Origin of the sequence: Bradyrhizobium sp. ma5, from assembly GCF_042258955.1 — a bacterium.
In the GTDB taxonomy this organism is placed as follows: Bacteria; Pseudomonadota; Alphaproteobacteria; order Rhizobiales; family Xanthobacteraceae; genus Bradyrhizobium.
Window position 1 is genome coordinate 8925678 of the sequence record NZ_CP170156.1, and the last position, 23814, is coordinate 8949491.

The 23814-nt window shown below is 67.2% G+C and carries 18 protein-coding genes; 12 read left to right on the forward strand and 6 right to left on the reverse strand.

The features are described 5' to 3' along the window. Positions 1-72: 72 nt before the first annotated feature. A complete protein-coding gene (locus ACE103_RS42165; RefSeq protein ID WP_375777740.1) occupies positions 73-636 on the reverse strand; it encodes a GNAT family N-acetyltransferase in 564 nt (187 codons plus the stop codon). Position 637: 1 nt separating this feature from the next. Then, positions 638-1519, reverse strand: a complete 882-nt coding sequence (gene mutM, locus ACE103_RS42170) for a bifunctional DNA-formamidopyrimidine glycosylase/DNA-(apurinic or apyrimidinic site) lyase (protein ID WP_223971570.1) — start codon at positions 1517-1519, stop codon at positions 638-640. Between the two features lie 139 nt (positions 1520-1658). On the opposite strand from mutM, the gene ubiE reads away from it, so the two are divergent. The 8 genes from ubiE (at position 1659) to ACE103_RS42210 (ending at position 11547) form a co-directional block, all read left to right on the forward strand. Further along, positions 1659-2420 (forward strand): bifunctional demethylmenaquinone methyltransferase/2-methoxy-6-polyprenyl-1,4-benzoquinol methylase UbiE, encoded by a 762-nt coding sequence (gene ubiE, locus ACE103_RS42175; protein ID WP_375777741.1) that lies wholly within the window; start codon positions 1659-1661, stop codon positions 2418-2420. Continuing rightward, a complete protein-coding gene (ubiB, locus tag ACE103_RS42180) occupies positions 2417-3991 on the forward strand; it encodes a 2-polyprenylphenol 6-hydroxylase (protein WP_375777742.1) in 1575 nt (524 codons plus the stop codon). The genes ubiE and ubiB overlap by 4 nt, the downstream gene beginning before the upstream one ends. 64 nt (positions 3992-4055) lie before the next feature. Beyond that, a complete protein-coding gene (gene coaBC / locus ACE103_RS42185) occupies positions 4056-5480 on the forward strand; it encodes a bifunctional phosphopantothenoylcysteine decarboxylase/phosphopantothenate--cysteine ligase CoaBC (protein WP_375777743.1) in 1425 nt (474 codons plus the stop codon). Beyond that, on the forward strand, positions 5477-5935 hold the full coding sequence (dut, locus tag ACE103_RS42190; RefSeq protein ID WP_375777744.1) for a dUTP diphosphatase: 459 nt from the start codon (positions 5477-5479) through the stop codon (positions 5933-5935). Before coaBC ends, dut begins: the two co-directional genes overlap by 4 nt. A gap of 327 nt (positions 5936-6262) precedes the next feature. Next, positions 6263-8773, forward strand: coding sequence for an ATP-binding protein (locus ACE103_RS42195; RefSeq protein WP_375777745.1), 2511 nt, complete (start codon positions 6263-6265; stop codon positions 8771-8773). Beyond that, positions 8770-10293, forward strand: a complete 1524-nt coding sequence (gene tsaE / locus ACE103_RS42200; protein WP_375777746.1) for a tRNA (adenosine(37)-N6)-threonylcarbamoyltransferase complex ATPase subunit type 1 TsaE — start codon at positions 8770-8772, stop codon at positions 10291-10293. Before ACE103_RS42195 ends, tsaE begins: the two co-directional genes overlap by 4 nt. Positions 10294-10379: 86 nt before the next feature. After that, complete coding sequence (locus ACE103_RS42205; protein WP_092120760.1) at positions 10380-10700, forward strand: PilZ domain-containing protein; 321 nt, start codon at positions 10380-10382, stop codon at positions 10698-10700. Between the two features lie 124 nt (positions 10701-10824). Then, complete coding sequence (locus ACE103_RS42210; protein ID WP_223971555.1) at positions 10825-11547, forward strand: nucleotidyltransferase family protein; 723 nt, start codon at positions 10825-10827, stop codon at positions 11545-11547. Between the two features lie 12 nt (positions 11548-11559). On the opposite strand, the gene ACE103_RS42215 is transcribed toward ACE103_RS42210, so the two are convergent. Together ACE103_RS42215 and ACE103_RS42220 are read right to left on the reverse strand one after the other, a co-directional pair. Then, complete coding sequence (locus tag ACE103_RS42215) at positions 11560-12573, reverse strand: DUF2891 domain-containing protein (RefSeq protein WP_375777747.1); 1014 nt, start codon at positions 12571-12573, stop codon at positions 11560-11562. Continuing rightward, positions 12570-13496: a hypothetical protein gene (locus ACE103_RS42220; protein ID WP_375777748.1), complete on the reverse strand. Its 927-nt coding sequence runs from the start codon at positions 13494-13496 to the stop codon at positions 12570-12572. Before ACE103_RS42220 ends, ACE103_RS42215 begins: the two co-directional genes overlap by 4 nt. Here ACE103_RS42220 and ACE103_RS42225 point away from each other — a divergent pair. From ACE103_RS42225 to trxA, 4 genes are all read left to right on the forward strand, one after another. Continuing rightward, positions 13444-14520: a LysR family transcriptional regulator gene (locus ACE103_RS42225; protein WP_375777749.1), complete on the forward strand. Its 1077-nt coding sequence runs from the start codon at positions 13444-13446 to the stop codon at positions 14518-14520. The genes ACE103_RS42220 and ACE103_RS42225 overlap by 53 nt on opposite strands. An 83-nt stretch (positions 14521-14603) precedes the next feature. After that, positions 14604-17750 carry a double-strand break repair protein AddB gene (addB, locus tag ACE103_RS42230; protein WP_375777750.1) on the forward strand — a complete coding sequence of 1049 codons (3147 nt, stop codon included), beginning with the start codon at positions 14604-14606 and terminating at the stop codon, positions 17748-17750. Beyond that, positions 17744-21220 (forward strand): double-strand break repair helicase AddA, encoded by a 3477-nt coding sequence (gene addA / locus ACE103_RS42235; RefSeq protein ID WP_375777751.1) that lies wholly within the window; start codon positions 17744-17746, stop codon positions 21218-21220. Before addB ends, addA begins: the two co-directional genes overlap by 7 nt. 114 nt (positions 21221-21334) lie before the next feature. After that, a complete protein-coding gene (gene trxA / locus ACE103_RS42240) occupies positions 21335-21655 on the forward strand; it encodes a thioredoxin (RefSeq protein ID WP_016847387.1) in 321 nt (106 codons plus the stop codon). A 57-nt stretch (positions 21656-21712) separates the two neighbouring features. On the opposite strand, the gene ACE103_RS42245 is transcribed toward trxA, so the two are convergent. Together ACE103_RS42245 and ACE103_RS42250 are read right to left on the reverse strand one after the other, a co-directional pair. Then, complete coding sequence (locus ACE103_RS42245; RefSeq protein ID WP_375777752.1) at positions 21713-22453, reverse strand: metallophosphoesterase family protein; 741 nt, start codon at positions 22451-22453, stop codon at positions 21713-21715. 63 nt (positions 22454-22516) lie between these two features. Beyond that, positions 22517-23761 (reverse strand): bifunctional folylpolyglutamate synthase/dihydrofolate synthase, encoded by a 1245-nt coding sequence (locus ACE103_RS42250; protein WP_375781295.1) that lies wholly within the window; start codon positions 23759-23761, stop codon positions 22517-22519. Positions 23762-23814: the final 53 nt, after the last annotated feature.

The window sequence follows — 23814 nt, forward strand, 5'->3', positions numbered from 1 at the left end:
CCCATGTTCTGCGGCCTCGCATCCGCGGTCAAGCCGCTGCGAATTTCCCCACGGCGGCATTCGCAAACGGCGTCACGTCGTCGGGCGATCGCGCAGCCAGGTTTCGCGCGTAACCTTCCACTTCTCCGCTCGAGACTCGCCATTGTGGTGCGGAAGTTCGACGAAGCCGACGAATTCGGCTCCGGTCTTCTGCTTGACCCGGCGCGAGGCGACGTTGGACTGCGCGTTGCAGACGTGGAAGTGATCGAGGCCGAGCGTCAGGAAGGCGAAATCATTCACCGCGGCGATCGCCTCGGTCATCAGGCCTTGATTCCAGTATGGCTCGGCCAGCCAGAACCCACGATTGCCCTTGCGGCCGTCGGCGCGCGGCCGGAAGTTGATGTTGCCGATCGCCCCGCCATCACCGGCGCGCAGCACCAGCACCCATTGATAGCTCTCCTCGCCGGCCGCGATCTTGTCCAGCTCGCGCTTGATGAAACTTTCCGCGCCGTCGTCGGGATAAGGCCACGGCACCACCGTGGCGAGAGTCTTGATCACGCTCCAGTTGTTGAAGTGATGTTGAATCGCTACGGCATCCGACAGCGCAAGCGGCCGCAGGATCAGGCGCCGCGTCTCGATGCGTGGCGTCTCGAACATGTTATTTCTGGCACTTCGGGCACCAGAACGTGGAGCGGCCGTTCTGGGTGAAGCGTCTGACGATGCCACCGCAGCCTGACGTGCGACAGGTCTCGCCTTCGCGGTCGTAGACCTGGAACGAATGCTGGAAATAGCCGAGATCACCGTTGGTCAACCGATGATCGCTGATCGAGGAGCCGCCGGCCTTGATCGCCTGGTTGAGCACCGAATGGATCGCATCGACCAGACGTTTGGAATGATCGGTGGGCTCGGCCTTCTTGGTTGCAAGCGTCGCGGCCAATCGCCGCGGCGACAGATGCGAACGAAACAGCGCCTCGCAGACATAGATGTTGCCAAGTCCCGCCACCACGCGCTGATCGAGCAGCGCGGCCTTCAGGCTGGTCTTCTTGTTGTGGCAGGAGCGCGCCAGCATCGCCGCGTCGAATTCGTTGCCGAGCGGCTCCGGCCCGAGCCCCTTCAACAGCGGTTCATCTTCGATCGCATTGCGGGCGATGATCTTCATGTAGCCGAAGCGCCGCGGATCGTTGAACACGACCGCGGCCCCCGACGACATGTGGAACACGACATGATCGTGCGCGCGATCCTCGCTGCGCGGATAATGAAACTTCCCCGGCGCCGCCGCGCCGTCCTGCTTCAACACGCGGAACGAGCCCGACATGCCCAGATGCATCAGCAGCACGTCGCCGGAGTTCAGGTCCGCCATCAGATATTTGGCACGGCGGCCGAGCCCGGTGATGGTCTGGCCCTCGAGCCGCGCGATAAAGTCTTTTTGAAACGGAAACCGCAAATCCTTGCGGCGGGCCTCGGCCTTGAGGATTTTGGACCCTTCCATGGCCGGTTGCAGGCCGCGGCGGACGGTCTCGACTTCGGGTAATTCCGGCATGGTAGGCATTCACCTTTTGGAAGTGACGTGATAGCGCCATTGCGGCCGCCGCGCTATGGTCCGGCTGGAGCGTTTTCGAGCGAAGCGGGCACCGGTTCGCGTGAAGAAAGCGCGACCAAAAAGGTAAGAGTTCTGAGTGATGGATCGGCCGGATCAAACCACCCATTTCGGCTTCAGGGACGTGCCCCTGGGCGAGAAGCAGACGCTGGTGAACGAGGTGTTTCACAGCGTCGCGTCGCGCTATGACCTGATGAACGATCTGATGTCGGTAGGCCTGCACCGGGCCTGGAAGGACGTCATGATCACGACGCTCGACCCGCCGAAGGGCGAGCGGCCGTTCGCGCTGCTCGACGTCGCCGGCGGCACCGGCGACATCGCGTTCCGGGCCGCCAAGACCGCGGGCACCGGCTTTCATGCCACGGTCTGCGACATCAATACCGACATGCTCGCCGTCGGCCGCGAACGCGCCGCCAAGCAGCACCTCGATGATCGCGTGTCATTCGTCGAGGGTAATGCCGAGACGTTGGGTTTCGCCGACCGCGCGTTCGACGCCTACACCATCGCGTTCGGCATCCGCAACGTGCCGCAGATCGAATTTGCGCTGCGCGAAGCCTACCGGGTGCTCAAGCCCGGCAGCCGCTTCCTGTGCCTGGAATTCTCCACCGTCGATGTGCCCGGCCTCGACCGGATCTACGACCTGTTCTCGTTCAAGGTGATCCCGCCACTCGGCCGCGCCGTCACCGGTGACGCCGAGTCCTATCAATATCTCGTCGAGTCGATCCGCAAATTCCCGCGGCCGAACGCATTCGCCGAGATGATCGGCGCCGCCGGCTTTTCGCGCGTGAAGTGGCAGAGCCTCTCCGGCGGCATCGTGGCGCTGCATTCGGGCTGGCGTTTGTGATCTCTGCACTGACCCACATTTCGCGCCTTGCCCGCGCCGGCTTCGTGTTCGCGCGCGAGGGCGTGTTCGGCGTCGTCGATCCCGCGCTGGTGCCGCCGCCCGGGCAGCTCGCGCTGAAGCTGGCGCGGCTGATCGAGCGCCGCTCCGCCAAGTCAGGTCCACGGCTGTCGCGCGCGCTGACCCGGCTCGGGCCCGCCTATCTCAAGCTCGGGCAATTCCTCGCCACCCGGCCCGACGTCGTCGGCGTCGCGATGGCGCGCGACCTCGAAGCCCTGCAGGACCGGCTGCCGCCATTCGCGCAGGAAGAGGCCGAAGCTGTCCTCACGCAATCGCTAGAGCGGCCGCTGTCGCAGGCCTTCGTGCATCTGGGTCCGGCGGTTGCCGCAGCCTCGATCGCACAGGTGCACCGCGCCGAGGTCGAGCGCGACGGCGTGCGGCATCAGGTTGCGGTCAAGGTGCTCCGCCCCAATGTCGCCGCGCGCTTCCGCCGTGATCTCAGCGACTTCTTCTTTGTCGCGCACAAGGCGGAAGCCCATTCCGCCGAGGCGAGGCGGCTGCGGCTGATCGAGGTCATCAACACGATGTCGCGCTCGGTCGCGATGGAGATGGACCTGCGGCTCGAGGCGGCCGCGCTGTCCGAGATGGCCGAGAACACCCGCGACGATCCGGATTTCCGGGTGCCCGCGGTGGATTGGGACCGCACCGCGCACAGCGTGCTGACGATGGAATGGATCGACGGCATCGCGCTGAACGATCACGCTCGCCTCGCGGAGGCCCAGGTCGACCTGCCGGATCTCGGCCGCAAGGTGATCCAGAGCTTCCTGCGCCACGCGCTGCGCGACGGCTTCTTTCATGCCGACATGCATCCGGGCAATCTGTTCCTCGACGAGGCCGGCCGGCTCGTTGCCGTGGATTTCGGCATCATGGGGCGGCTCGGGCTGAAGGAGCGGCGCTTCCTCGCCGAGATCTTGCTCGGCTTCATCACCCGCGACTATCGCCGCGTCGCCGAGGTGCATTTCGAGGCCGGCTATGTGCCGGGCCACCATTCGGTGGAGAATTTCGCTCAGGCGATCCGCGCCATCGGCGAGCCGATCCACAACCGCACCGCCGAGGAAATCTCGATGGCGAAGCTGTTGACGCTTCTGCTCGAGGTCACCGGGCTGTTCGACATGCAGACGCGGCCCGAACTGATCCTGCTACAGAAGACCATGGTTGTGGTCGAGGGCGTGGCGCGCGGCTTCGATCCCAAGCTCGACATCTGGAAGATCGCCGACCCCGTGGTGCGCGAATGGATCACGCACAATCTCGGCCCGGCCGGACGCATCCAGGGCGCGATATCGGGTGTGGGCGAGCTCAGCCGCGTCATCGCCAATTTGCCGTCGATCGCCAGCCGCGCCGTGACGGTGCTCGAGCAGCTCGAGACCATGACGCGGGAGGGCCACATGCTGTCGTCGGACTCGATCGACGAAATGGCCCGCGCCGAGGCCCGCAAGGCGCGGGTGCAGACCGTCGGCCTGTGGGTCATTGCCGCCGCCCTGATCGCAATCTTTTTCGCGATCCGCGCGCACTGATTGCAATGCATGCACTATGTGATAGCATCGCTATCATTCTTGAGCATGATGCTGAGGGCATGCCATGGCCAGCCTGACCATCCGCAAACTCGACGACGCCTTGAAGGCCTATCTGCGGCTTCGCTCCGCCAAAAACGGCCGCTCGGTCGAGGAGGAGATCCGGGTGATCCTCCGGGACCTCGCAGAGGGCGGTACGGAGCCCACGGAGGCGCCGGGCGCAGGTTCGCTGACGGTTGCAGCCCCTGCGCCACGGGTCGCCAGCGCGGCCGGCGAGCCCCGCGTGACCCTGATCATCGGCGGCGGGATCGCGGCATACAAGGCGCTGGATTTGATCCGGCGGCTCAAGGAGCGGCACATCCAGGTCCGCTGCGTGCTGACCAAGGCAGCCCAGCAATTCGTCACCCCGCTGGCGGCCAGCGCGCTGTCGCATGAGCGCGTCTACACCGACCTGTTCGACGCCGAGAGCGAGTTCGACGCCGGCCATATCCGCCTGGCGCGGGATTGCGATCTGATCGTGGTGGCGCCGGCCACCGCCGACCTGATGGCCAAGATGGCGCAGGGCCACGCCGACGATCTCGCCACCGCCACCTTGCTGGCGGCCAACCGGCCTATCCTGCTGGCGCCGGCGATGAACCCCTTGATGTGGAACAACCCGGCCACCCGCCGCAACGTGCTGCAGCTGCGCCGCGACGGCGTCCACACCGTTGGCCCCAATGCGGGGGAAATGGCGGAAGCCGGCGAAGCCGGCGTCGGCCGGATGGCCGAGCCGACCGAGATCGCCGCCGCCGCCGACCGCATGCTGCGGCCGCCGCAGCCGCGCCCGCTGGCCGGCAAGCGCGTGCTGATCACTGCCGGCCCGACCCATGAGGCGATCGATCCGGTCCGCTACATCGCCAACCGCTCGTCCGGCAAGCAGGGCTTTGCCATTGCCATCGCGGCGCGCGCCGCCGGCGCCGAGGTGGTGCTGGTGACCGGCCCGGTCGAGCTCGGCGATCCCCAGGGCATCTCCGTGATGCGGGTAGAGTCCGCGCGCGACATGCTGCACCGGGTCGAGGCGGCGCTGCCGGTCGACATCGCGATCTTCGCGGCCGCGGTCGCCGACTGGCGCGTCGCCACCGAAGGCAGCCAGAAGCTGAAAAAGACCGCGGCCGGGATGCCGCCGCTGCAGCTCGTCGAGAACCCCGACATCCTCGCGACGATCTCCAAGCTGAAGGAGCAGCGGCCGCCGCTGATGATCGGCTTTGCCGCCGAGACCGAGCACCTGATCGAGAACGCCAAGGCCAAGTTCGCGCGCAAGGGCTGCGACTGGATCGTCGCCAACGACGTCTCGCCGGCGACCGGCGTGATGGGCGGCGACCGCAACACCGTTCACCTGCTCTCGCGCGAGGGCAAGGACGTCACCGTCGACTCCTGGCCGGTCATGACCAAGGAAGAAGTCGCGAGCGCGCTGGTGTCGCGCATCGCAAGAGCCGTAGGAACCGCATCGTGAGCGCCACCATCAAGGTCGAAGTCCACCAATTGCCGCATGGCGCAGATCTTCTGCTGCCGATCTATCAGACCGCCGACGCAGCGGGGCTCGACCTGCTGGCCGCGGTGCCGCGGTCGGCGCCGCTGCTGCTGCTGCCGGGCCGCTATGAGATGGTTCCGACCGGGCTGACGATCGCGCTGCCGCCGGGCTATGAGGCGCAGGTGCGGCCGCGCTCCGGCCTCGCCGCCAAATACGGCGTCACGGTGCTGAACTCGCCCGGCACGATCGACGCCGATTATCGCGGCGAGATCAATGTGCTCCTGATCAATCACGGCCAGGAGGCGTTTTCGATCCGGCGCGGCGAGCGCATCGCGCAGATGGTGATCGCGCCGGTTACAAGGGCCGAGCTGGTTCCGGTCGACGTGCTGTCGCCGACCGATCGCGGCAGCGGCGGCTTCGGCTCGACCGGACGCTAGGACGCGATCGGAGAAGTGTGCGGCCGTCTCCGGCAGATCACGCTTCGGGCGCGCTCCCCGCGTGAATACGGAGTCAATTCGCGTAAAATCCACATCGCGCGCTGCATTTTTTCACAGCGGATTCTGCGTTCACGGTCTGGACTCTTACTCGCCGAGTCCGGTTGGGACTATTCTGGATTGATTCGAGCGCGACGGGGGGTCTTCGTCGGGCTGTCGGGTCCTGCTTGGGCATGATCCCCGGACAAACGTCGTACGTTTTCCGTGAGGGAATACCGGTCTCCTGGTTTCCGGATCATGCCTTAAGGTTTGTGCGTTCTGGGGCAACATATGTCGGGCGTAGTCGCGGCAATGCGTCGAACCCTGCTGTCATGCACCTCACTGGCGCGCGACGGCATGCTTGGGCTCGCCATCACCGCATTGCTGCCCGCCCGCGCCTCGTTTGCCGCCGAAAGCCTGGTGACCCAGGCGCTGTCGGATCATTTCGGCTTCAATCATCAGGAGGTCGCGGTTCTCGCGACGTCGTTCGCGCTGGTCGGCTTCTCGGCCGTCGCCGCGATCCTCTTGATGCGCACCCGCCAGCGCGCCACAAGGAACGAGGAACAGCTGCAGTCCGAGATCACGGACCTGCAAGCGCAATCGGACCGGCTGCGCGCGCTGCTGTTCGTCGAGCCGCAGGTGCTGATCTCCTGGGCCGCGGGCGACAACCGGCCGCAGATCTCGGGCGACGTCTCGCTGGTGATGTCGCAGGAAAGCGCGCCGCAACGCATCCTCGCCTTCGGAACCTGGCTGCCGCCCGAGCCGGCGCTGCAGATGGACCACGCGGTCGACGCGCTGCGCGAAAAGGGCGAGGCGTTCCTGCTCAACCTCTCGACCTCGGCCGGCCGCGCCATCGAGGCGATGGGCCGAGCGATCGGCGGCCAGGCCATCCTGCGGATCCGCGAGCTCGGCGGCCTGCGCCGCGAGCTCGCCGAATCCAACCTGCGCTACAAGTCGCTGCAGGAGGAGACCGAGCTGCTGCGCGATTTCGCCGCCGCAGCGCCGTGGCCGATCTGGGCCAAGAGCCTCGAGGGCAATCTGCGCTACGCCAACGCGGCCTATGTCCGCGCCACCGAGGGCAAGAGCGTGTCGGACGCGCTCCAGCGCAACCTCGAACTGCTCGAAAGCGACCAGCGCACCGAACTGACCCGCGCGCTGAATGACAATGCCAATTATGCCGCACGGCTGCCGATCGTGGTCAGCGGCGAGCGGCGGATCTACGACGTGCAGGCGCTCAAGCTAAGCGGCGGCAGCGCCGGCATCGCGATCGACGCCAGCGAAGCCGCGGCGCTGCGCGCGGCGATCGCGCGGATGGTCGACGCGCACCGGCGCACCCTCGATCAGCTATCCTCGGGCGTCGCGGTGTTCGATGCCGACCGGCGGCTCACTTTCTACAACGAGTCCTATCGGCGGCTATGGGGCCTCGACCAGGCCTTCCTCGACAGCAATCCCGATGATTCCAGCGTGCTCGACCGGCTGCGCGCCAACCGCAAGCTGCCCGAGCAGCCGGACTTCCGCGCCTGGAAGGCCAAGCTGCACGAGGGCTATCGCGCGGTCGAATCCGAGACCTACACCTGGTTCCTGCCCGACGGCCGCGCCATCAGCGTCGTCACCACGCCGAACCTCGAGGGCGGCGTCACCTATCTGTTCGACAACGTCACCGAGAGCCTCGACCTCGCGCGCCGCTACGACCGCCTGACCCGGGTGCAGCGCGAGACCCTCGACAATCTCGGCGAGGCGGTCGCGGTGTTCGGCAGCAATGGCCGTGCCGAGCTGTTCAACCCGCCCTTCGCCAAGATGTGGAAGCTGCCGGCCGATGCGCTGCAGGGCGAACCGCACATCGAAGCGGTGGAAGCGCTGTGCCGGCCGCTGTTCGACGACGCGCTGACCTGGCGGACGCTGCGCGAGCAGATCACCGCGATCGAGAACCGCGCCCAGGTCGCGCTCAAGCTCGAGCGCAAGGACGGCAGCGTGCTCAACTGCATGACCATCCCGCTGCCCGACGGCAAGACCTTGCTGGCCTTCCAGGACATCACCGACACCGAGAATGTCGAGCGGGCGCTGCGCGAGCGCAACGAGGCGCTGGAAGCCGCCGACCAGATGAAGGTGGATTTCGTCCACCACGTCTCCTACGAGCTGCGCGCGCCGCTCACCACCATCATCGGCTTCGCGCATTTCCTCAGCGATCCCTCGACCGGGCCGCTGACGCCGAAGCAGGCCGAGTATCTCGGCTACGTCACCAAATCGACCAACGCGCTGCTGGCGCTGACCAACAACATTCTCGATCTCGCCACTATCGATGCGGGTGCGATGAAGCTCGAGCTCGGCCCGGTCAATATCGGCCAGGCGATCGAGGCCGCCGCCGAAGGCATCCAGGACCGTCTCGCGACCGACCGCATCACGCTCAAGGTCGATATCGAGCCCAACATCGGCGCCTTCGTCGGCGACGAGCGGCGCGTGGTGCAGGTGCTCTACAATCTGCTCGCCAATGCGGTCGGCTTCTCGCCGCATGACGCCACCGTCGCGATCAGCGCGCACCGCACCGAGCATAGCGTGGTGTTTTCGGTGACCGATGCCGGACCCGGCATTCCGGCCGAGATGCGCGACAAGGTGTTCAACTGGTTCGAGAGCCATTCGCACGGCTCGCGGCATCGCGGCGCGGGGCTCGGCCTGTCGCTGGTCCGCTCCTTTGTCGAACTTCATGGCGGACGGGTGCGGGTCGATTCGACCGTAGGCCGCGGCACGACCGTGACCTGCGACTTCCCGATCGACCAGACCGCACATCGCAACGCCGCGGAATGACGGCGACCTCGACATTCTCGGTGGCGCTCGCGAACGAAACCGCGACGGCCGAGCTGATGGCCGACCTCGCGCTCTTGATCGGCGCCGGCGACGTCATCACGCTGTCGGGCGACCTCGGCGCCGGCAAGACCGCGGCCGCCCGCGCGCTGATCCGCTACCTCGCCACCGACGATACGCTGGAAGTGCCGAGCCCGACCTTCACGCTGGCGCAGACTTACGAACTGCCGTCGTTTCCGCTGGTTCATGCCGACCTCTACCGCATCAACGATGCCAGCGAACTCGAGGAGATCGGGCTGTCGCCGCTGCCCGACGACATCGTGGCGCTGATCGAGTGGCCTGAACGCGCGCCGGACGCCATGCCGACGGACCGCATCGACATCGCGTTCAGCCACCGCCCGGCGCTCGGATCGGCCGCACGCGCCGCCGAGATCACCGGCCATGGCAAAGGCGCGGCGAAGGTTGCGCGGCTCAACGAGCTGCGCCATTTCCTCGAGCACGGCGGCTTCCTCAACGCCCGACGCGAGCGCATGCCGGGCGATGCCTCGACACGCTCCTATGCGCGATTGCGTAACGACGACGGCAGCGTCATCCTGATGAACTCGCCACGCCGTCCCGACGGCCCGGCGATTTACAACGGCCGGTCCTACAGTGCAGCGGTGCATCTCGCCGAAGATGTCAGGCCGTTCGTCGCAATTGGAAACGGACTGCGAAAGCACGGCTTCTCCGCACCCGCGATCCGGCACATCGATCTCGAATCCGGCTTCCTGATCACCGAGGATCTCGGCGCCGAAGGCGTGATCGAGGGCGAACCGCCGCAGCCGATCGCCGAACGTTACGAGGCGGCCGTCGACATGCTGGCGGCGCTGCATCGCGAGGTGCTGCCCGAGACGCTGCCGGTGACACCAGACGAGAGCTACGACATCCCCGTGTTCGATATCGACGCCTGGCTGATCGAGATCGGGCTGATGCTGGAATGGTACTTGCCCGACCGCGGCGTGCAGCCGGACGAGGAGCTCCGCAGCGACTTCCTCGGGATGTGGCGCGGCCTCTTGCAGAAGCCCGCCGCGGCGCCGCAGACCTGGGTGATCCGCGACTTCCATTCGCCCAACATCATCTGGCTTGCCGAGCGCACCGGCATCCTGCGCGTCGGCATCATCGACTTCCAGGACGCGCTGCTCGGCCCCGCGGCCTATGACGTGGTGTCGCTGCTGCAGGATGCGCGGATCGACGTGCCCGAGCAACTCGAACTGTCGCTCTTGACCCGTTACATCAAGGCGCGGCGCGCCACCGACGAAAGCTTCGATCCCGCCGGCTTCGCGGAGCTCTATGCGATCATGTCGGCGCAGCGGAACACCCGCCTGCTCGGCACCTTTGCGCGGCTCAACCGCCGCGACGGCAAGCCGCAATATCTGAAGCACCAGCCGCGGATCTGGACCTACCTCGAGCGGTCGCTGGCCCATCCGGCACTGGCCACCTTCCGCATCTGGTACACAGCGAACGTCCCTCCCCCGGTACCGTAGTTTACGGGTTATTAGCCTTGGGTCTCCTAAGGTCGCGGAGGCCGCATATCATCCAGGGCGCGGCCGATCGGGAGCGGGACCACACGATGGGGACGGAACGACGCAAGGGCGATCGTGTCACGTTTGAGCGCGGCATAGCGGCGCACATGATGGGCATCGACGGCACCTGGCGGCGCGACTGCACCATGGAAGACGTGTCGGAGACGGGCGCCAAGCTTTCCGTCGACGGCTCGGTCGAGGGCCTGAACCTGAAGGAGTTCTTTCTGCTGCTGTCGTCAACAGGATTGGCTTATCGCCGCTGCGAACTGGCGTGGGTCAATGGCGACCAGATCGGCGTCAACTTCCTTAAACAAGGCGACAAGAAGAAGAAAACTGCCAGACGCGGCGCGCAGGCTGCCGACGTCTAGGCTATCGCCGCCATTGCCGTCTTACGGCCGTCATGTCCTGTGACTATGGCGTCTGATCGATGCGCTTGCCGAATCGCCGTGATATGATCGGCGCCGAGAGATGATGACCGAGAACATCAGGAAAATGCCCGTCACTCCCCACAAGGCTATGGTGCTCGCTGCGGGCCTCGGCGTGCGCATGCGCCCCCTGACCGACACGATGCCGAAGCCGCTGGTGAGCGTCGCCGGCCAGCCGCTGCTCGACCATGTGCTCGACAAGCTCGCCGGCGCCGGCGTCAGCGAAGCGGTCGTGAACGTGCATTATCTGCCCGACCAGATCATCGAGCACGTCAAGACCCGCAGCCGCCCGCACGTGATCATCTCCGACGAGCGCGATCAGGTGCTCGGCACCGGCGGCGCGGTGGTGAAGGCGCTGCCGCTGCTCGGCGATGCGCCGTTTTTCCATCTCAACGCCGACACGATGTGGATCGACGGCGTGCGTTCCAATCTGGCGCGGCTGGCGGAAGCCTTCGACCCCGCACGGATGGATATCCTGCTGCTGATGGCGCCGACCGCCTCGAGCATCGGCTATAGCGGCCGCGGCGACTATTCGATGTTGCCGGACGGCGCGCTGCGCAAGCGCCGGGAAAACCAGGTGGTGCCGTTCGTCTATGCCGGCGCCGCGATCATGTCGCCTGCGCTGTTCGCCGATGCCCCTGCCGGCGAGTTCTCGCTGACCAAGATGTTCGACCGCGCCAACGAGCAGGAGCGGCTGTTCGGCCTGCGCCTCGACGGCGTCTGGATGCATGTCGGAACCCCCGACGCGATCCTGGCCGCGGAAGAAGCTTTCCTGGAAAGCGTCGCGTAAGCGACGCTGCCATCAATCATCAACGTCGATGGCGAGCACTGCAAAACTCGCGAGCCAGTGTTCGCCCATATAGTCGCTGGCGATATGCGGCAGGCCGGCATCGAGATGGCCTCGCGCAGCATCCAGCAGGATCGGGCGTCGCGGATCGGCTTCCGGCAAGGCGCCGGCCAGCGCGCGCCAGCACCATGCCCGGCTGAGATTGAGTCCATCGAGATGCGCAAGTTTGCCATCCGACCGATCGGTGACCGTTGCCGGCCGGAACAGGGTTGCGGGTTCGCGTTGCGCGAGCCGCGGCAGGAAGCGATCAAACCAGGGTAGGAAGTCGCCGGGCGCGAGCAGCCGGCGCATGCATTCGGCTTCGATCAGCGCCGACGACTGGAAATCATCGCCGCTCGGCTCGCCCCAGGCGGGACAATCCTGATCGGCGCCGTACCAGCGCAGCGCCGTCTCGCGCAACAGCGCACTGAGCGCATCATCCTGCGTCACTGCGGCGTAGTCGGCGGCCATGCGAAGCCCGAACGCGGTGTTGAAGTGCGTGCCGACCCGCACCGGATAGGTGGCGAGCGGCAGGAAGTCGCGAAAGCGCTGTGCGAAGATGGCGGCAAGCGGCGTGATTTGCGCGCGCCACCGCGTCTCGTCGAGCAGCGCGAGCTCTGCGGCGAGCTTCAACAGCCAGCCCCAGCCGTAAGGCCGTTTGAAGCCGCGCACCGTCGGAGCGGCGAGATAGGCGCATTCGACGGCAACCTTCTCTGCAACGAACTGAGTGTCAAACAAGGCGCGGATCTCACTTGCCGCCTCGGACGCCGGATAGCGGCGCAGCAGCCGGGCGAGCATCCAGTAGCTGTGGACGCAGGAGTGCCAGTCGTAGCTGCCGAAGAAGACCGGATGCAACTCGCGCGGCGTGCGTGCATCCTGTGGCCCGGCCAACACGTGATCCGGCTTGTTTGGATATTCGCGCGTGACATGGCCGAGCGCGATGCGGGCGAAACGGGCGGCGAGGTCTTCGGTCAGGATCGTCGCGCTCATGACGGGGCTTTCTCCTTGCGCTCGCGCCGGACCAGCAGCTCGATCAGGCGCGGCATCATATAGATCGGAAACTGCGTGGCGGCGAAGAACAGCGCCGTCATCGGCGACACCGCCGCGCCCATCGCCGACCAGACCAGTCCGACGTTGCGGTTGCTCAGAATGAGGCCGGTGGTCAATCGCTCCGCCAGCGGACCCGGCGTGAGCAGCGCGCCAAGCGCTTGCAGCGCGAGATTGCAGGCGAAGGCAAGGCCCACCAACGTCAGCGCAGTGGCCGGCTGCGCTGCGATCTTTGCACGCACCCCCGCCATGGTGGAAATCGCGAACACGAGCAGCGAGGCGAGCACAAGCGCGTCGATGATGCGCGAATGCCGCGCCAATTGTGCAGCGGCCTGACGGCGAAGCAGCAACGCCAGCGCGCCGGCGCCGACCACCAGTAGCGCCAGCCGCGCGGCGAGCGCCAGCGGATCGAGCGCGAGACCGGCAAATCCCGCCGCGATCAGCGGAACCGTGACCGGCGCCAGCGCCATCGACAGCAGCGTCACGGCCAGCGGAATGGTCGCGTCGAAGCCGAGCATGCGTGCGACCGCCGCCGTGCCGGTCGATGGCGGCGCACACACCGACAGCACCAGCGCAACGATCAGCTCCGGCCGAAATCCGGCGCCGCGCGCTGCGAAGCCGACTGCGAGCGGGCAGGCCAACATCGCCAGCGCCGGCAACAGCAGCGAGACCAGCGGACGTCCCAGCGCACGCCGGAACGCCACGCCGTCGACCTGGAGAAAAGTCCCGAGGACGAGAACGAAGATCGCCGCCGCCATCAGCGGGCGCACGCCGGCCGCCAAGCCAGGGAAAGCCAGCCCGGCCAGCACGCCGATGACCAGCAAGGTCGGCCCGCGCGGCATCAGCTTCGCGAATGATCTTCCCAAGTCTGATCGCCCCAAGTCTTTTCGCCTCGTGGTCGTGTCCGGCGCGACCGTAGGCGCATGCAGATCATTGTTGAAATCGATTATTCTTATAAGCATTATTGCTGTGATGAATTTAGCTGCCGTCGATCTCAACCTGCTGGTCGCTTTCGAAGCGCTGATGGAGGAGCGCCACGTCACCCGCGCGGCCGAGCGCATTGGGCTCGCCCAGCCGTCGATGAGCAGCGCGTTGCGCAGGCTGCGCGCGCTGTTTGCGGACGAACTGTTCCTGCGCGCCGGTGCCGGCATGCAGCCGACCGAAAAGGCCCTGGTGCTGGCCGGGCCGATCGGTGAGGCGTTGCGGCACATAAGGGGCGCGCTGGCGCCCGATCGGGGCTTCGATCCGGCCACCGCGCGAAGGCGCTTCACCATCGCTGCGACCGACTATGGCGACCTCGTTCTGGTGCCGGAACTGAGCCGCTTGTTGCGCATGGAGGCGCCGGGCATCGACCTTGCCGTGCGTCCGCTGACTGACACGACGGCGGCCCTGGCCAAGCTCGAGCGCGCCGAACTCGATGCGCTGATCGGCGGCCATCTGCCGGACTCGCCACGCTGTGTCCGGCACCGGCTGTTCGAGGAACGCTTCGTCTGCATCTGCGACGGCGCGCGCGCGGGCCGATCGGAGGCGCTCAGCCTGGAAGATTATGCGAGCCTGCCGCACGCGCTGTTCTCGGCAGCCGGCGGCGACGGGCTGCCGAGCGTGATCGACGCGCTGCTGGCGCGGCATCGGCTGAAGCGGCGGGTCGCCGTGACGCTGGCGCATGTGGTGGCCGTCCCCTTCGCCGTGGCCGGCACCGATCTCATCGCCACAATGGCCGAACGCGTCGCCCGCCGCTTCACGCATCTCGCCGAAATCGCCGTCGTGATGCCGCCGATCGACATCCCTGCCTTTGCGATCGACCTGATCCATACAGTCCGCGCGGCTGAGGATCCGGCGCTGCGCTGGTTCCTGGATGCCGTCGATCGCTGCGGCGGCCGGCTGCGATAATCAGCGGTGATGGCTGATCTACAGGGGTGGCTAACGACGGCCGCCGCTCCCTATATTGGCGCCTGATTCGAACCAGGCAGCCCATGCGCGTTTTCAGCGTTCCCGTTTCTGCGCCGTTCCTGCGCACCGTCATCTCGGCGCTGGTCGATGGCCGGCTGATCGCGGGATCCGAGGCACGCAACGATCCCGCAAAGCTCGCCGGCGCCACGCTCTACCTGCCGACCCGCCGCGCCGGACGGCTGGCGCGCGAGATCTTCCTCGATGTGCTCGATTCCGACGCCGCGGTGCTGCCGCGCATCGTCGCGCTCGGCGAGATCGATGAGGACGAGCTCGCTTTCGCCGACCAGGGCGACGATGTCGGCGGCGCTGCGCCGCTGGAAATTCCGCCGCGGCTCGGCGAGCTCGAGCGCCGGCTGACGCTGGCGCATCTGGTCGCGGCCTGGGCGAAGACGCCGGTGTCGGCGCCGCTGGTGGTCGGCGGCCCGGCCTCGACCCTGCAGCTCGCCGGCGACCTGGCGCGGCTGATGGACGACATGGTGACGCGCGGCGTCGACTGGCGCGCGCTCGATCGGCTGGTGCCGGACCAGCTCGACAAATACTGGCAGCACTCGCTCGACTTCCTGCGCATCGCGCGCGACGCCTGGCCGAACTATCTCAAGGAGATCGGCCGGATCGAGCCCGCGGCGCGCCGCGACCAGCTGATCGAGGCGGAGGCGGCACGGCTGACCGCGCATCACGCCGGCCCGGTGATCGCGGCCGGTTCGACAGGCTCGATGCCGGCCACCGCAAAATTCCTCCACGCAGTGGCGAAGCTTGCGAACGGCGCCGTGGTGCTGCCCGGGCTCGACACCGATCTCGACGAGGACTCCTGGGACACGATCGGCGGCGAGCGCGGCGACGACGGCAGGTTCACCACGCCGCCCTCGTCGAACCATCCGCAATTCGCGATGCACGCGTTGCTCGACCGCTTCGGCATCAAGCGCCGCGATGTCGAGAGCCTTGCCGAACCTGCGCCGCTCGGTCGCGAGGTGCTGGTATCTGAGACGATGCGCCCGTCGACCGCAACCGCGCAATGGCACGACCGGCTCGAGCGGCCCGAGATCGTGGCGCGGATTTCCGCCGGGATGACCAATCTCACCGTGGTCGAGGCGCCCAATCCCGAAATGGAAGCACTCGCGATCGCAGTCGCGATGCGCGAGGCGCGGCATCTCGGCAAGTCAGCCGCGCTGGTGACACCGGATCGCGCGCTCGCACGCCGCGTGATGGCCTCGCTGACACGCTGGAATCTGGAGTTCGACGATTCCGGCGGCGATGCGTTGATGGAGACCCCGCCCGGCGTGTTCGCCCGCCTCACCGCGGAGGCCGCGGCCAAGGGGCTGGAGCCGCCGACACTGCTCGCGCTGCTCAAGCATCCGCTGTTCCGGCTCGGCGGCGCCCATGGCGCGCTGAAGCGCGCGATCGAGGTGCTGGAGATCGCGCTGTTGCGCGGCACGCGGCCGCAAGCTGCGACCGGCGGCCTCGCGCGCGACTTCGCCCGCTTCCGCGCCGAGCTCGTCAAGCTGCATGGCGGCGAGACCTCGTCGCTGCACGCGATGGAGCCGCGCGCCCGGCTGCGCGACAACGAGCTCAACCAGGCCCAGGACCTGATCGCCAGATTGCAGACGGCGCTGGCGCCGCTGGAAGGCATGGCCTCGTCAAGACCTTACGATTTCGCGGAGCTGGCTGCGCGTCATCGCGAAGCGCTGATTGCGCTGTCGGCCGACCAGAACGGCGTTGCAATGGTGTTCGAGGAGCGCGCCGGTGCGTCGCTGGCATCCGCGTTCGACGAGCTGCTCGCCAAGCAGCAGCCGAGCGGGCTGATGACGCCGCTGTCAGATTATCCCGAGGTGTTCCAGACCGCGTTTGCCGACCGCATGGTGCGGCGGCCGGAATCGGCGCGCGCGCAGCTCAACATCTTCGGCCAGCTCGAGGCGCGACTGACCGAGTCGGATCGCGTCATCCTCGGCGGTCTGGTCGAAGGCGTCTGGCCGCCGGCGCCGCGGATCGATCCGTGGCTGAGCCGGCCGATGCGGCACGAGCTCGGGCTCGATCTCCCCGAACGGCGCATCGGCCTCTCCGCGCACGACTTTGCGCAGCTGCTCGGCCATGACGAGGTGATCCTGACCCATGCGGCCAAGGTCGGCGGTGCGCCCGCGGTCGCCTCGCGCTTCCTGCACCGGCTCGAAGCGGTGGCTGGCGAAGCGCGCTGGAAGGCGGCGACAGCGGCCGGCGAGGCTTACGTGCAATATGCCGCGGAGCTGGACCGGCCTGACACGGTCCTGCCGGTCCCGCAGCCGGAGCCGCGGCCGCCGCGCGAGGCGCGGCCGTTGAAAATGTCGGTCACCGCGATCGAGGACTGGCTGCGCGATCCCTACACGATCTACGCGCGCTACATCCTGAAGCTCGATCCGCTCGACCCCGTCGACATGCCGTTGTCGGCCGCCGATCGCGGCTCGGCGATCCACGAATCGCTCGGCGAGTTCACACAAACTTACGCCGACGCGCTGCCTGACGACATCAAGAGCGCGCTGCGCGACATCGGGGCCAGGCATTTTGCGCCACTGATGGAGCGGCCGGAGGCGCGCGCGCTATGGTGGCCGCGCTTCCAGCGTATCGCGGCGTGGTTTGCCGAATGGGAGCAGGCGCGGCGCGGCAGTATCGACGCGATCAAGGCTGAGATCCGCGGCGAGATCGGCATTCCGCTCGACGATGCCAGGACGTTCGTGCTCTCGGCGCGCGCCGACCGCATCGAGCGGCGCGACGACGGCAGCTTTGCGATCCTCGACTACAAGACCGGCCAGCCGCCGACCGGCAAGCAGGTGCGCATGGGCCTGTCGCCGCAGCTGACGCTGGAAGCCGCGATCCTGCGCGAGGGCGGCTTCGCCGATATTCCGGCGGACTCCTCGGTCGGCGATCTCGTCTATGTCAGGCTGAGCGGCAACAACCCGCCGGGCGAGCAGCGCTCGCTGGAGCTGAAGATCAAGACCAACGACACGCCGCAGCCGCCCGACGAAGCCGCCGACAGCGCGCGGCGCAAGCTGGAAGCCTTGATTCGCGCCTTCGACGACGAGCAGCAGGCCTACACCTCACTGAACCTCTCGATGTGGGCGAACCGCTACGGCGCCTATGACGACCTCGCGCGCATCAAGGAATGGTCCGCCGCCGGCGGCCTGGGGATCGAGGAATGGTGAAGGCGCCCCGCCCGATCCCGCCAGCGGTGCGCGACGCGCAGGCGCGCGCGTCCGATCCGAAGGCGTCGACCTTCGTGTCGGCGAATGCCGGCTCCGGCAAGACCCATGTGCTGGTGCAGCGCGTGATCCGCCTTTTGCTGTCCGGCGTGCCGCCGGAGAAGATCCTCTGCATCACCTTCACCAAGGCCGCCGCGGCGAACATGGCTGAACGCGTGTTCACGACGCTCGGCCATTGGGTGACGCTGGACGATGCCGCACTCGATACCGCGATCCGCGAGGCCGGCATCGCGCATCCCAGCGCCACACTGCGACGTGAGGCACGAAAACTGTTCGCCTGCGCGCTGGAGACGCCCGGCGGCTTGAAGGTGCAGACTATCCACGCGCTGTGCACCCGCCTGCTGCAACAATTTCCGTTCGAGGCCAACGTGCCGGCGCGCTTCGCCGTACTCGACGACCGCGACCAGAACGAGATGATGGAGCGCGCCAATCTCGCGGTATTCCTCGAGGCGTCGCGGATTCCCGACAGTCCGATCGGCCGCGCGCTGCGGACGGCGATGGCAAACGCCGCCGACGTCACCTTCAAGGAGGTGGTCCGTGAGGCATGCCTCAGCCGCGATCATTTCATGGCCTGGACCGATGCCGCCGGCTACGCCGCGGCCGCCGCCGCGCAGATGTCGGCCGCGCTCGGCGTCTCCGCCGATATTCGCATCGAGGATGTCGAGCGCGAGATCGTCGATGGACCGAACCTGCCGCGCGCAAGCTGGAAGGAGCTGGCCACGCTGCTCGACACCAGCAGCAAGGCGGACCAGAAACAGGCCGAGCGGCTGCGGAGCGCGCTGACCTTCACCGGCGCGGCCCAGGTCGAGGAATATCTCGGCGTCTTCTTGACCGATGACCGCGCGCCGCGCGCGTCTGTCGTCACCAACAATTTCACCAAGAAGAATGCGGTCGCGGGCCACCGGTTCGAGGCGGAGGTCGATCGTCTTGGTCCCTTGATCGAGCGCCGCCGCGCCGTGGTCGCGCGCGACCGCACCGAGGCGCTGATCCACATCGCGACCGCGGCGGCCGCGCACTACCGGCGCGAGAAGCTGGAACGCGGCCTGCTCGACTACGACGACCTCATCGACAAGACGCTGGCGATGCTCGACCGCGTCTCCTCCGGCTGGGTGCATTACAAGCTCGACCGCGGCGTCGATCACGTGCTGATCGACGAGGCGCAGGATACGAGCCCCCGGCAATGGGACATCGTCGCGCACATCATCTCGGAATTCACCTCTGGCGCCGGCGCGCGCGACGGCTTGGTGCGCACGGTGTTCGCCGTCGGCGACGAGAAGCAGTCGATCTTCTCGTTCCAGGGCGCCGCGCCGCGCGAATTCGACCTGCGGCGGCGCGAGCTGAAGCGGCGGTTCGAGGAGGCCGGGCTGAAATTCGATCCGGTGTCGTTCACCTATTCGTTCCGCTCGGGACCGGTGATCCTGCATTCGGTCGACCATGTGTTCCGCGAGCAGGAGATCTTCCGCAGCATCCATGCGGTCGAGAACGGCTATCCGATCCACAATGCGATGAATGACGCCGGCCCCAGCCTGATCGAGCTCTGGGATCTCGCCGTCGCCGACGACCGCCAGGACATCGAAGGCTGGCGCGCGCCGTTCGACGGCGTCTCGGTGACCAGCCCGGAGGTGAAGCTCGCGCGGCGCATCCAGGCCGAGATCAAGCGCCTGGTCGAGAGCGGCACCATGACCGGCAGCGAAGGCGGACGGCGGCCGCTGCGCTATGGCGACATGCTGATCCTGGTGCGGCGGCGCGGCAACGCCTTCGACGCGGTGATCCAGGCGCTGAAGCACGCGGGCATTCCGGTCGCCGGCGCCGACCGACTGAAGCTGACCGAGCACATCGCGATCATCGACCTGATGAACCTCGCCGACGCGCTGCTGCTGCCGCAGGACGATCTCGCGCTCGCGGTGGCGCTGAAGAGCCCGCTGTTCGGCCTCGACGACGACGATCTGTTCAAACTGGCGTATCAGCGTCGCGGTGCGCTGCGCGAGGCGCTGGCCGCGCAGGCGCCGACCGACGAGCGTTTTTCGGCCGCGCTGCGCCGCCTCGAACAATGCGAGCGCCGCTTCACCGAGGAGACGCCGTTCGCGTTCTACGCCTGGCTGCTCGGCGGCGACGGCGGACGGGCGCGCATCCTGCGCCGGCTCGGCCACGAGGCCAATGATGCGCTCGACGAATTCCTCGAACTCGCGCTCGGCTATGAGCGCAAGGCGCCGGCCTCGCTGCAGGGTTTCATCGCCTGGCTGCGTGCCGCCGACACCGAGGTGAAGCGCGACATGGAGATTTCGCGCGACGAGGTCCGCGTGATGACCGTGCACGGCGCCAAGGGCCTCGAGGCGTCGGTGGTGTTCCTGGTCGACACCACGACCTCGCCGTCGGACACGCAGCGGCTGCGGCTGATCCATCTGCCGCAGGGCAACGCCGCACCGAACGCGCCCGGCGTCGTGGTGTGGGCCGGCAAGAAGGCCGAGGATCCGCCCAATGTCGCCGACGCGCGCAAGGCGATGCTCGGCGATACCGAGGACGAATATCGCCGCCTGCTCTATGTCGCCATGACACGGGCGGCCGACCGGCTGATCGTCGGCGGCTGCATGCCCGGCAACATGAACACGGTGCGGAAATCCTCCTGGTACGATCTGATCACCAAGGGGCTCGCCAATTCCGGGCTGAAGCTCGAAGAGCTCGAGACGCCGGCCGGCAAGGTGATGCGCTATTCGCGGCCCGACGACGTTGCCGATCTCACCGGCACTGCGGCGTCAACGGCCACGGCGCCGATCGCGCTGCCGTCCTGGCTGCGGACCGCGGCCGCACCTGAAGCCTCCGCCGCCGGCGTGCTGCGCCCGTCCGATCCGGCTGAAGGCGACAGCCATCCGATCCGAACCGGCGAATCGGTGCTGCTGCGCGCCCGCGCCCTGCAACGCGGCACGCTGGTGCATCGCCTGCTGCAATCGCTGCCCGATGTCGCGGTGGAACGACGGCTCGGCGCGGCGCTCGGTTACCTTGTGCGTAACGCCGACGGCTGGAGCGAGGAAGAACGGGCGGCGCTGGCTCGGCAAGTGGTCGCCCTGACCGTCGATCTGCGCTTCGCGCCGGTGTTTGCCCCCGGCAGCCGTGCCGAGGTCTCGATCGTGGGCCGGCTGGAGCGGCCGGGCCAGCCAAAGGCGCTGGTCTCGGGCCAGATCGACCGGCTGGTGGTGACGCCGAACGAGGTCCTGATCGTCGATTTCAAGACCAACCACGCTCCGCCAAAGACCGCCGCCGAGGCCCCCAAGGGTTATATCCGGCAGATCGCGCTGTACCGTGCGGTGCTGGCGAAGCTTTATCCCCAAAGGATCATCCACGCCGCCCTGCTCTGGACCGAAATCCCTGAAATGATGGAGATTTCCGCCCCCGCGCTGGACGCCGGGCTGGCATAAGGTCATGTCGGCGTGAGCGAGCTTGACCCGGCAAGGGGGCATTCATACGTTTGCCCCATGCTCCCGGGCGCGATTCTCAACCGCCCTTTTGTCTCAACTGAACGAGGTACTCACATGGCCGTTGGCAAGGTTTCTGACGCCGATTTCGAAGCCGAAGTGCTCAAGGCGACTGGGCCGGTGGTCGTCGACTTCTGGGCCGAATGGTGCGGCCCCTGCCGCATGATCGCGCCCGCTCTCGATGAGATTTCCGGCGCGATGGGCGACAAGGTCAAGATCGTGAAGCTCAACGTCGACGAGAGCCCGAAGACCGCGTCGAAGTATGGCGTGATGTCGATCCCGACCCTGATGATCTTCAAGGGCGGCGAGATGGCGTCCCGTCAGGTCGGTGCCGCGCCGAAGGCCAAGCTGCAGCAGTGGATCACCGCTGCGGTCTGATCCGTTTCGAATTAGCTGATTTGCGAAACGGCCGGCGTCATGCCGGCCGTTTTGTTTTTACCTGATCCATCCGGTCGCCAGCGCCGAGGCGAGTTCGGCCTGGCCGTGCTGCCGCGCCAGCGCTGCCATCGCGGCGTGATCGTAGGGGATGTGGCGGAAGGTGACGTCCCAGCCACCATCGACCTTTTCAAGGATCGCGTAGCGCGCATCCGGCGAACCGGCCTCCACCACATGCGGATGCGGCTTGCCCGCGCGATAGCCGGGCGAGCCGACGCTGCCGGGATTGACGATCAGCCGGCCGTCGCGAAGCCGCACGGCGCGCGCGGTATGGGTGTGCGCGCAGAGAATCAGCGATTGCGTCACGCCGGCCGCCCGCGCCTCGATCGATTCCAGCGTCGACATGCAGACTTCGCCGGCCGGCAGCACAGTGTCGAGCCAATAGGTTTCGTCGTCCTGCGGCGTGGCGTGACAGAGGAACACATCGTCGCGATAGACTGCTTTCGCCGGCAGCGTGCGCAGCCAGTCGAGATGCCGCGGCTCGAGCTGGGTGTAGGTCAGCCGCTCCCAGGAGCCCATTTTCTCGTGCGGGCGGTCGATCAGATAGCGGTCGTGATTGCCGAGCAGATGGACCGCATCGAGCTCGATCAGCAGATCGATGGTCGGCCGGGCATCGAGCGGCCCGCTCACCATGTCGCCGAGATCGACGATGTCGGAAACGCCCTGCGCACGGATGTCCGATAGCACCGCTTCAAGTGCGAGATGGTTGCCATGGATGTCGGCGATCGCAGCAAAACGCATGGTGTCTCTCATTCCCATGTAGCCCGGATGGTGCGAAGCGAAATCCGGGCTACGACACCGACATCATGCAGGAGGCGTGCCGTTGGCCGCAAGCACGGGACCGGCCAGGTACAGCGAGCCGGTGATCAGGATGCGCGGCGGCACCTCGTAGGCCAGCGTGGCAAGCCGTTGCAGCGCGGCGTCGACGCCGGATGCGATCTCGACGCGCATGCCGAGCGCACGCGCGGCGTCGGCGAGTTTGTCCGGCGCCATGCCGTTGTCGCGGCCGGGCACCGGCACCGCGATGATGTGGCGCGTCAGTCCGGCGAAATTGGCGAGGAAGGCGTTGGCATCCTTGTTGGCCATCATGCCTGTGATGACGACCAGCGGCCGCGACACCCGCTCCTCGAGATCGCCGAGCGCCGCCGCCGCAACGCGGCCGCCCTCGGCATTGTGCCCGCCATCGAGCCAGACCTCGGAGCCCTGCGGTCCCTGGCAGACCAGCGCGCCGGAAACCAGCCGCTGCATCCGCGCCGGCCATTCCGCATTGACGATGCCGGCCTCGAAGGCTGCGATGTTGAGCTTGAAGGTGTCGATCGCGCGCAAGGTCGCGATCGCGAGGCCCGCATTGTCGAACTGGTGCCGGCCGAACAGTCTTGGCGCGGCGAGATCCATCAAACCGCGCTCGTCCTGATAGACCAGCCGGCCGCGCTCGATGCCGACATGCCATTGCTGGCCGGCCGCATGCAGCGGCGCGCGCATGCGGTTTGCCTCAGCCTCGATCACGGCCATCGCGTCCGGCGCCTGCTCGCCGCAAACCACCGGCACCTTGCGCTTGATGATCGCGGCCTTCTCGCCGGCGATCAGAGCCAGCGTATCGCCGAGGAATTCCATGTGATCCATGCTGACCGGCGTGATCACCGAGGCCAGCGGCGTCTCGACCACATTGGTCGAGTCCAGCCGGCCGCCGAGGCCGACCTCGAGCAGCGCGACGTCGGCCGGATGCTTCGCGAACAGGCAGAACGCCACTGCCGTCTCCATCTCGAAGATGGTGATGGGATGGCCGGCGTTGACGCGCTCGCAATGCTCGAACGTCGTGCGCAGTTCGTCGTCACCGACCAGCTTGCCGCCGCCGGTCGCACCCAGCCGGTAGCATTCGTTGAGCCGCACCAGATAGGGCGAGGTGAAGACGTGCACGCGCAGGCCGGCGGCTTCGAGGATCGCGCGCAGGTAAGCGATCGTCGAGCCCTTGCCGTTGGTGCCGGCGACATGGATCACCGGCGGCAGCTTGCGCTCGGGATGATCGAGCCGCTCCATCAGGCCGCGCATGCGATCAAGGCTGAGATCGATGCGCTTCGGATGCAGCGCCGATATCCGCGCGA